General features: G+C 31.4%; 9 protein-coding genes. 5 read left to right on the top strand and 4 right to left on the bottom strand.

Features of this window, described 5'->3' with window-relative positions; genetic code table 11:
- Positions 1–91: 91 nt before the first annotated feature.
- Positions 92–532 carry a GNAT family N-acetyltransferase gene (locus tag ACMOUI_RS05295; protein ID WP_418964694.1) on the bottom strand — a complete coding sequence of 147 codons (441 nt, stop codon included), beginning with the start codon at positions 530–532 and terminating at the stop codon, positions 92–94.
- Between the two features lie 150 nt (positions 533–682).
- Here ACMOUI_RS05295 and ACMOUI_RS05300 point away from each other — a divergent pair, with 150 nt between their 5' ends.
- The 5 genes from ACMOUI_RS05300 (at position 683) to ilvC (ending at position 6,244) form a co-directional block, all read left to right on the top strand.
- Positions 683–1,174: a hypothetical protein gene (locus ACMOUI_RS05300; protein WP_418964695.1), complete on the top strand. Its 492-nt coding sequence runs from the start codon at positions 683–685 to the stop codon at positions 1,172–1,174.
- 276 nt (positions 1,175–1,450) lie between these two features.
- Positions 1,451–3,106, top strand: a complete 1,656-nt coding sequence (ilvD, locus tag ACMOUI_RS05305) for a dihydroxy-acid dehydratase (protein ID WP_418964696.1) — start codon at positions 1,451–1,453, stop codon at positions 3,104–3,106.
- Positions 3,107–3,115: 9 nt separating this feature from the next.
- A complete protein-coding gene (gene ilvB, locus ACMOUI_RS05310; protein WP_418964697.1) occupies positions 3,116–4,780 on the top strand; it encodes a biosynthetic-type acetolactate synthase large subunit in 1,665 nt (554 codons plus the stop codon).
- A gap of 3 nt (positions 4,781–4,783) precedes the next feature.
- Complete coding sequence (gene ilvN / locus ACMOUI_RS05315; protein WP_418964698.1) at positions 4,784–5,266, top strand: acetolactate synthase small subunit; 483 nt, start codon at positions 4,784–4,786, stop codon at positions 5,264–5,266.
- A gap of 27 nt (positions 5,267–5,293) precedes the next feature.
- Complete coding sequence (gene ilvC / locus ACMOUI_RS05320; RefSeq protein ID WP_418964699.1) at positions 5,294–6,244, top strand: ketol-acid reductoisomerase; 951 nt, start codon at positions 5,294–5,296, stop codon at positions 6,242–6,244.
- A gap of 110 nt (positions 6,245–6,354) precedes the next feature.
- Here the strand turns inward: ilvC and ACMOUI_RS05325 are convergent, their stop codons facing one another.
- From ACMOUI_RS05325 to ACMOUI_RS05335, 3 genes are all read right to left on the bottom strand, one after another.
- A complete protein-coding gene (locus tag ACMOUI_RS05325) occupies positions 6,355–7,062 on the bottom strand; it encodes a glycerophosphodiester phosphodiesterase (RefSeq protein ID WP_418964700.1) in 708 nt (235 codons plus the stop codon).
- Between the two features lie 101 nt (positions 7,063–7,163).
- Positions 7,164–8,186, bottom strand: coding sequence for a hypothetical protein (locus ACMOUI_RS05330; protein ID WP_418964701.1), 1,023 nt, complete (start codon positions 8,184–8,186; stop codon positions 7,164–7,166).
- A 145-nt stretch (positions 8,187–8,331) separates the two neighbouring features.
- Positions 8,332–10,186: molybdopterin-dependent oxidoreductase (locus ACMOUI_RS05335; protein ID WP_418964702.1), on the bottom strand; the 1,855-nt coding region annotated here is incomplete at its 5' end.

A 10,186-nucleotide genomic window follows, 5' to 3' on the forward strand; every position in this document is an offset into this window, starting at 1 on the left:
AAAATTTATGAAATCTTAGAAAATCATGCATTAAATATAGGTCTGAACAAAAATTAAAAAAGCGATACAAATATCCTATCGCTTTTTCCTTTTATTTTTTATAAGTCATATCTAAATGAGGAATACCATCTTCTAGGTAAACTTCAGAGACAGGCTCAAATCCTAGTTCACTATAGAACTTTTTAAGATATTCTTGAGCTCCAATAGTAATTTTAGTAGTATTAAAATTATTAAGTATATACTCTATTCCTTTTTTTACAATTATTTTGGCATATCCTTTGCCTCTTGAATCTATAGCGACCAAAACTCTTCCTAGAGAAGCATTATCATAGGAGATTCCCGGTTGCAACACTCTTAAATAAGCTTTTATTTTTCCATTTTCTTTTAGCATTAAATGTGATGAAGTTAGATCCTTCTCATCAATGTCATTGTATATACATTTTTGTTCTACAACAAAAACTTCAGATCTTAATTTTAAAATCTCATAGAGTTCCTCAATTGTTAATTCCTTAAATTTTTTACATAAAATCACTTTAATACCTCCAATGTTTTTTACATTATACTCGAAAAATATATATAAGTCATGTCTTTTTTTGCTATATTCATGTATAAAAAATAGAAAAAAATAAAATCTATGATAGTATATAGTTTAGAAAAAGTAAAATTAAAAGGAGTTATATCTATGAAAAAAATAAATGGAATCTTATTAATGTTTTTTATTTTAACTGGTTGTGCAGCAACATCATATGAGGGGCAGCAAACAAGAGGAAATGGCTTAGATATGAATTTAGTAGCTAATACTATTCTAGCAACATCACTATACAATAGTTCAAATAACAACTCATCATTTAATAATGGGTTTGAAAATAATTTTAATAGTGGATTTGGAAGCAGCCATAGTAATGGATTTGGAAATATGAAAAGTAGTTTTGATAGTGAGGTATTTGGCAAAAATAAAACTGTTACAAATACTCATAAAACAGGAACTTCAACTTCAAATACCATAGGAACAAGCAGAACAGAATCATATACTCAACCATATGGCAGCAATGGAACAATGACAACAACAACAAGAAATTCAAATAGTACAACACACTCAAATTCAATTGAAAAAACAACAACAAAAAGCAAATCTGTTGGATCGAGTATCAGATATAATCCATTTGGATTTTAAAAAAATAAAAATATGTTGACATTTAAAAAGATTTAATATAGAATCTAGAAAATAAAAAAAAGGAGGGAGCACTCATGAACAAATTCAGAAACCTATTAACTATAATTATAATAATATGCTTTTGGGTTTGGATTTGATGAGTTATCTCTGAGAATATTCAAGCCTTATTTTGTTATAAAAATAAAGGCTTGAGCAATAGTGAGAAGTTTTAAGAGCTTAAGTCTACGGATTTAAGCTCTTTTTTTATATTTTTTTAAACTTTGAGGGAGGTTAATAATGAGAAGTGAGGTTGTAACAAAGGGATTGAGTAGAGCACCCCATAGATCGCTATTATATTCAATGGGATTAACAGACAAAGAGATGGAACTACCTAAAATTGGAGTTGTGAATTCATACAATGAATTAGTTCCAGGGCATATCCATTTAAAGGAGTTAGTGGATGAGGTAAAGGCCGGAATCTATATGAGTGGTGGAGTTCCAATGGAATTTAATACCATAGCCATATGCGACGGAATAGCTATGGGACATGAGGGGATGAATAACTCACTTCCAACTAGAGAGATTATCGCTGATTCTATAGAGGCAACAGCTTATGCTATGCCTTTTGATGCACTGGTTTTTATGCCAAGTTGTGATAAAGTTGTTCCAGGTATGTTAATGGCAGCTATGAGGTTAAATCTACCCTCTATTTTTATAGGTGGAGGTCCTATGTTAGCTGGAAAATTTCAAGGTAAAAAAATTGGAATTTCAGATCTTTTTGAATATGTTGGAAAGGTACAAAATGGTGATATGTCTTTAGATGAACTTAAAGAAGCTGAACATGAGGTGTGTAAAACTTGTGGATCATGTTCAGGTATGTATACAGCAAATACTATGAACTGTTTAACTGAAGCATTGGGGATATCACTCCCTGGAAATGGAACAGTTCCCAGTGTCTATTCAGAGAGAAAAAGACTAGCTAAAGAATCTGGAATGCAGATTATGGAGCTGCTAAAAAAAGATATAAAAGCGAGAGATATAGTGAATGAAAAAAGTTTATATAACTCCGTAGTGGTAGATATGGCTTTAGGGGGCTCTACAAATACAACACTTCATCTTCCAGCAATAGCTTATGAGTGTGGTATAAAGTTGGATTTAGACAGTTTTGATAATATATCTAAAAAAACGAAACAGATAGTTAAGTTATCTCCTGCTAGCTCACACTTTATAGAGGATTTCAATGAAGCTGGTGGAGTGAGTGCTGTTTTAAAAGTTTTAAAGGAGAACAATCTTTTAAAATCCAATCTCACAGTAGCATTAAGAGATATTCTAGAAATTGCAGAGAAAGGAACAGTTTTAAATGGAGATATAGTTAGAGATTTTAATAATCCATATTTTAATAGTGGAGGGATATCTATATTAAAAGGAAATTTAGCAATGAAAGGGGCAGTTGTAAAATCGGGAGCTGTTCATCCAAATATGTTGATTCACAAGGGAAAAGCTAGGGTATTCAACTCTGAAGAGTTAGCAAGTGAAGAGATTTTAAATGGTGGAATAGAGAAAGGGGATGTAATTGTTATTCGATATGAGGGACCTAAGGGCGGACCTGGAATGAGAGAGATGCTATCACCAACAGGAGCTCTTTCTGGAATGGGGTTAGATATGTATTGTGCTTTAATAACAGATGGAAGATTTTCAGGTGGTTCTAGAGGAGCTGCTATAGGACATATATCTCCAGAAGCATTTGATGGTGGCATTATAGCCTATGTAAAGGACGGTGATTATATAGAGATAGATATTCCAAACAAAAAATTAGAACTATTGGTATCAGATGAAGAGATAGAAAGAAGGAGAAAAAGCATACCTATTTTAAAGAAAAATATAAAAAATAGAATGCTACAAAAATATATGAAATTAGTTTCAGATTCATCAGAGGGAGCAGTTATGAAATAGGAGGAGAGTATGAAAAAGATAACAGGAGCTAAAATAGTTTTAGAAACTTTGAGGTATTTAGGAGTTGAGGATATTTTTGGATATCCAGGAGGAGCAGTGATTCCTATATATGATGCACTATATGATTTTAAGGGAATAAATCATTATATGACAAGACATGAGCAAGGGGCAGTACATAGTGCAGATGGTTATGCAAGAACTAAAAAAGTTCCTGGGGTTTGTTTGGCTACTTCTGGACCTGGAGCTACGAACTTAGTTACAGGAATTATGACTGCGCACATGGATTCAATTCCACTGCTTATCATTACTGGTCAAGTGAGTACATCATTTTTAGGAAAGGACTCCTTCCAAGAGAGCGATATTATTGGAATAACATCACCAATAACTAAAAATAACTATTTAGTTAGGGATATAAATGAACTACCAACTATATTGATTGAAGCGTATATGCTATCTAAACATGGTAGACCAGGACCAGTATTAGTGGATATTCCTAAAAATATTCAAGAACAAGTTATTGAATATTCGCTTTTTGAGAAAAGTTTAAAAAAAGAGAGTAAAGAGATAAAAAAATTTAAACCGACATATGATGAAAGAGATATTTTAACTTTTAAGAATTACTTCAATAACTCTAAAAAACCAGTTTTAGTAATAGGAGGGGGAGTGCTAAATGGTAGATGTGTAGATGAGGTGAGAGAATTAGTTAAAAGAACAAAAATTCCAGTTGTTTCAACACTTATGGGGTTGGGAGTGTTTAATAGAGATGATGAGGGGTATTTGGGAATGTTAGGAATGCATGGGTTGGTAGAGGCCAACAGAGCTGTTGATGATTGTGATCTATTGATATGCGTAGGAATGAGATTTGATGACAGAATTATTGGCGATAAAAATAGATTTTCACCTAATTCAAAAAAGATTCATATAGAGTTAGATAAAGCTGAGATAGATAAAAATATAGTTGTGGATCTACCTATTGTAGGAGATGCTAAAGAGATTTTAAAAAAAATTTTACAACTGGATTTAAAGGATAGTTTTGAGATTTGGAGAGATAGATTTAAAATTGCAAAACTACCTAAAGAGAGAGAGTTAAATCAAATTGCAACTTTAAGTGTATTAAATGAGGTGTTAGATGATAGTTATATTGTGGTGACTGATGTGGGACAGCATCAGATGTTCACTGCTCAACATTTGGATATAAGACAACCATTTCAATTTTGTACCTCAGGTGGAGCAGGTACAATGGGATATGGACTACCAGCAGCTATTGGAGCTCAAATAGCCAATCCAAATAAAAAAGTAATAGCTATATTGGGAGATGGTGGTTTTCAAATGAACCAACAGGAGTTGATACTGCTAGCTCAATATAATCTACCTATAAAAATTCTTATTTTTAATAATGGGGCTTTAGGAATGGTTAAGCAGTGGCAGGAATTATTTAATAATAAACGATATTCTAGTGTGATTTTAGATATAAATCCAGATTTTGTAAAATTGGGAAATGCCCACTTTATAGAGGGGGAAAAGATAGAGAGTATAGAGAGTCTAAAAAGATTAAAAGATATTTTGAAAAATGATAAACCATATTTAGTGGATATTCAGATGTCATATGAGCATAATGTGTATCCAATAATACCAGCTGGGAAATCTTATGAGCACACTATTGGAGGTGAATAAAGTATGGATGCTAAAAGAATTTTATTAGTTATGAAAAATAAACCAGGAGTATTGAATAAAATATCTGGCCTATTTCAAAAAAGAGGGATAAACATAGAAAATATAACGGCTGGAGAGGGATATCCACATGATACTGTGAGAATGACTATAACTGGATTTTGGGATAACTATACCCTAAATCAAGTTATAGTACAAGCTGAAAAACTATTTGATGTGGAATTTATAAAAGCTTTTTCAAGAGAGAGCGTTTTTAGAGAGCTAGTTTTAATAAAGATAAAAGTTAATTCTAGTAGTAGACAGGAGTTACTTCAAATATTAGATATTTATAGAGGTTCTGTTGTAGATGTAGCTCTTGAGAGTTTAATAGTTGAAATAACTGGAGATATAGGTAAAATAGATGGTTTTCTAAAGTTGATTAAAAATTTTGATGTTTTAGAGATTGCAAGAACAGGGGTATCTGCAATGAGTAGAGGTCTGGAAGTTTAAAATAAAAAATAATGAGGAGGAGTTGTTATGAGTTTATTAGAAAAAAAGGTTGTTGTATTTGGATATGGGTCTCAAGGACATGCACATGCTTTGAATTTAAAAGATTGTGGCTTTGATGTGAGTGTAGCTTTAAGAGAGGGAAGTGTAAGTTGGGACAGAGCTGAAAAGGATGGTTTTAAAGTTTTAAATTTAAAAGAGGGAGCTGAACTCGCAGATGTTGCTATGCTTTTAGTTCCAGATGAGAATCAACCAGAACTATATAATAGATATTTAAAAGATGGATTGAAAACAGGGGCATTTTTGGGATTTGCCCATGGATTTAATATTCACTATGGTCAAATTACACCGAGAGAGGATCTGAATGTGTTTATGGTAGCTCCAAAATCTCCAGGACATAAGGTAAGAGAGAAATTTTTGGAAAAAGAGGGAGTTCCAGCTTTAATCTCTGTGTATCAAGACCCTTCAAATGTAACATTGCAATTGGCGAAAGATTGGGCTAAAGGAGTGTGTTTAAATCTAGGAGTTTTAAAGACAACATTTAAAGAGGAAACTGAAACGGATCTATTTGGAGAACAGGCAGTTTTATGTGGAGGGTTGGTGGAGTTAATGAAAGCTGGTTATGAGACTCTACTAAAGGCTGGATATGATGAAAGGTTAGCCTATTTTGAATGTGTCCATGAGATGAAATTAATTGTAGATTTAGTCTACTCTAAAGGATTTGCAGCTATGAGAGAATCAATCTCTAATACTGCTGAATATGGAGACTATGTAACAGGTAAAAAAATTATTACAAAAGAAAGTAGAGAGAATATGAAGGAGACTCTGGAAAATATTCAAAATGGAAGGTTTGCTAAAGATTTTATTTTAGAGGGACAAGCTGGGTATCCAATTTTAAAAACTATGAGAAATAGATGTAAAGAGGAAAAAATAGAGATTATTGGAAACCAGTTGAGAGATATGATGTCTAAAAATAGATAAAATAATCCAATGAGAAAAAGTTGAAAACTTTTTTATCCGAAACTTCCTCCACTTAATTTTTAGGTGGAGGATAGAACGGATAAAATCTTATTAAAAGGTTTTAAGTAATTTTACTTTCTAATCTCTTTTGGGAAATTTGTAATTACTCTTGTTACTCCCATCTCTTCCAATATTTTGGCATCTTTAGGACTATTGACAGTCCAAACATTTATATCAATTTCTTTGGACTTTAAATACTCTATATCACTTCTATTTAAAAAACTTTTTTCAGGATGATAGGCATCTATTTCAAAACCCAAATTTTCGATATATCTATCTAAATTGACAAGAGCTCCTCCTAAAAGGATACCAATTTTAATAGAGTTATCTAACTCTTTTAAATTTTTCAAAAGATTATGACTAAAAGATGAAACTATAATATTTTTATTAGGATATTGTTTTATAATGTCCAAAAGTTTTTTTTCAGTTCCTCTTTCCACAGAGAACTCCTCTTTTAACTCGATATTTATAAGTTTATCATCTGGAATAATATCCAAAGTTTCCTCTAAAGTAGGTATTCTTTCCCCTTGGAATCTCTCATTAAACCAACTTCCAACATCTAATTTTTTTAGCTCTTCTAAAGTGTAATCTCTTAAGTGACCTTGACCATCACTAGTTCTTTCTAAAGTCCAATCATGAAATACAACAATTTTCCCATCTTTTGTCTGTTGAATATCAAATTCAAAACCGTCACATCCATCAACTAAAGCTTTTTTAAATGCGGCAATGGTATTTTCTGGTGCTGTTCCTGAAGCACCTCTATGTGCTAATATCTCCATATCTCCTCCTAGAATAACTTTGTATAAATTCAAGGTCATTATATTTTTTTTATAATAAAAAGTCAAATTACTTTACTTATTTTAAACATATTTACTCTATATTAAAATTTAACATTTGTTCCTAAATAAGCAAAAGGTTGCCATCTCCAATCTCTAGCAGATTTTTCAGCTGTGTGGTCCCAGTTCTCATATTTTGCTCCAACTCCGCCGCTAACAGATAGTGAAGGAGTAATGTTATAAGTTAATTCCAAATCAAATTCAGCATATAAAGTATACTCGTTTTTATCAGTTACAATTTTTTTCTTTTTGTCATATCTACCATATTGAGCGAAAGTATAAGGGTCATAACCACCTTCAAAGTTAAAATCTAAAACGTAATTATTAGAAGAGTATAACTCTATACTATTATATATATATGCTTCAATCTCAATTGTAAATTCCTTATTTTTAAAACTATCTTTTCCTGTTTGAAAGTCATGGTTATAAAAACTCTCATTAAAATAGGTATTAAACTCATATGTAAAGCCTGCAAAGAGATCTCCTAGAAATTGTATTTTAGTTCCTATTGAATTGAAATAATCTCCACCATTATCCGTTGGTTGTTCATAGGCATAGTATGGTTCTAATATTACATTTGACAACACTGAGTTTTTATTTTTATATAGTTCAAATATTCCTCTATATTCATAATACTCCTCATTTTTTGTAGAGTATTCATACTCCAATCTAGAAGCAAACTTAGGCGTATGTTGATAAGTATATCTAGCTCTTGTTTCAGTTCCTGTTTTTTTTGTTTTAGAGGACTCATCATCTCTATCTAAGTTATTATAATCTCTAACTCTGATCTCTAAATTAGAGTTTTCAGTCATATCAATGTTGACTTTACTCTCTAATCTACTATAATTATTGGCTCCTCTATTCCATACATCTTGAATAGGTGTAATAATTGTATCACCACTTCTCTCTTTGTCCCCATGCCCCTCTGTTTTTCCATATGCTTTGTATTCCAATCCAAATTTCCCCGATGGCTTGAAAACTGTATCCTCAACAATATCTGCTTCATTTGCAAACGTGCACATGCTAATTGTTATTAAGGCCCCTAATAAAAACATTGATTTTTTCATAGATAATAAATCCTCCCATTTTAATATAAGGTATCTCTAATTGTGATATCTTAATTAAAATTATAGGGTAACTATCAGTTAGTTGTAAAATTTCTTTACAGGACTTTTAATATTTTGACAGAGTCTTAACGTAGTTAACTATATCTTAACTATTTTTTTTCTCTATACTTACAAAGGTATCATAATATGCCACTTGTCCACCAATATCAGAAGATAAACTAGGAGTTAAAAAATTTGGATTTCCCTGTTTTTTACTCCACTGCATAAATATATAAGCCTCATCTTTTTTTAAAGTATTATCAATTTTTAGTTGTGAATGGATACTTCCATTTTTGGAGGAAACAACTACTGTATCCCCCTCCTTAAACTCACCTAAATTTTCTGAGGATATATAGATTTTAGATATATCGTCGATATCTCCAATATGCTGATTAAAAAGAGAGTTCTTACAGTGAGGAGTCACAAGTCTAATAGGATAAAACTCATCCCCTTTTGTCGCTTTTAAAAAGATAGGCATAGGTTCAGCTCCATCATTTAAGGCACTTTCGCTATATATCTCTATTTTTCCAGATGGAGTTTTAAATTTTTTATCTTCCCAAGCAATATATCCTTTTTGAATGTTTATATCCTCTTTTTTTAAATCATCAACAGTTACATTTAAAGGTGTTAAAACTTTATTCAAATATTCAACTTTTGAAACTTGTGGATACTCTTTTAAATCAATATATTTAGCTAACTCTTTAAAAAACTCAAACTCATCCATTCTAAAATCGTAAGGCTCAACGACTTTTTCATTATACATTAAAGCTGGCATAAGCATAGATGAATATATAATATCTTCGCTCTCAAGAGTATTTGTAACGGGGATTATAAGATCACTGTTTTTTGCAGTATCAGTTAAAAACATATCGAAGCAAACTTTAAAAGGAATAGAGTTATATGCTTTTAAAGTTCTATTCAAATCTGGAAGTTGATTTAAAGGGTTAGCTTTACTGATAAAGATAGCTTTAATCTCATTATTTTCAATAAACTCATTAAATTTTGTAATAGGAAACTCACGAGAGTTTTTAGAAAAATTTGAACTTCCATATGGGTCTCTATCTAAAACTTCAGGATATATCTTACTGGAGTAGAAAACTCCAGCCCCACTTTTTCCAACATTTCCAGTTATACTCATTAAGGCATCAATGGCTCGCACACTATTTCCACCATTGATATATCTTTGAAGCCCATATCCAATAAAAGTCATAATGTTTCCAAGGGATATAAAATCTAGAAGTTTTAGTAGTTCATCTTCACTAACTCCACAATCATCAAGAAGATCATTTAAACTAACAGAGTTAAGATAGTGTTCAAACTTATCAAACCCAATAATATTATTTTTAGAAAAATTATAGTCAATTAAATCTTTTTCAAAAACTAATTTAGAAAGCGCCAATGCCAATGCACCATCACTTCCACCTTTAACATTTATATGTAAATCACTTATCACTGATGTTTCATTATCTCTAAAATCGATTGTTACAATTTTAATCCCTAACTTTTTTAATTCAATCAATTTTTTATATAGATGAATAGATGTTACAGCTGGATTTCTTGACCAAAGAATAATAACTCTGGCATTTTTCATATCCTCTAAATCACTTGTCTTTCTTCCACCAAAATCATAGTCATGAGCTGCACATCCCGCTGCCCAACAAGTTCCTCCACTAGGTGTAGAAATTCCTCCTAAGAAATTAAAAAATACATCATGAATACCCTTTAAAAGCCCTCCAGCTCCAGATTCACTGTAATGAATAATAGAGTCTGTAGAATAGTTATTCTTTATATCTACTAATCTATCCTTTAAAATTGTTAGTGAATCTTCAAAAGAGATCTCCTTAAATCCCTCTCCAACTTTTAAAAGGGGCTTTAAAATTCTATTTTCATCATAGAGACGATTCAAATGTTTTAGACCTTTAGAACATAAAAAACCATCTGTTAAACTGTTTTCTTTGCTC

It is taken from the genome of Cetobacterium sp., assembly GCF_048470075.1.
Taxonomy (GTDB): Bacteria; Fusobacteriota; Fusobacteriia; order Fusobacteriales; family Fusobacteriaceae; genus Cetobacterium_A.

Coding starts and splice junctions, on each gene's coding strand:
- ACMOUI_RS05300 (WP_418964695.1), top strand. CDS start 683: ATGAAAAAAATAAATGGAATCTTATTAATGTTTTTTATTTTAACTGGT.
- ilvD (WP_418964696.1), top strand. CDS start 1,451: ATGAGAAGTGAGGTTGTAACAAAGGGATTGAGTAGAGCACCCCATAGA.
- ilvB (WP_418964697.1), top strand. CDS start 3,116: ATGAAAAAGATAACAGGAGCTAAAATAGTTTTAGAAACTTTGAGGTAT.
- ilvN (WP_418964698.1), top strand. CDS start 4,784: ATGGATGCTAAAAGAATTTTATTAGTTATGAAAAATAAACCAGGAGTA.
- ilvC (WP_418964699.1), top strand. CDS start 5,294: ATGAGTTTATTAGAAAAAAAGGTTGTTGTATTTGGATATGGGTCTCAA.
- ACMOUI_RS05325 (WP_418964700.1), bottom strand. CDS start 7,062: ATGGAGATATTAGCACATAGAGGTGCTTCAGGAACAGCACCAGAAAAT.
- ACMOUI_RS05330 (WP_418964701.1), bottom strand. CDS start 8,186: ATGAAAAAATCAATGTTTTTATTAGGGGCCTTAATAACAATTAGCATG.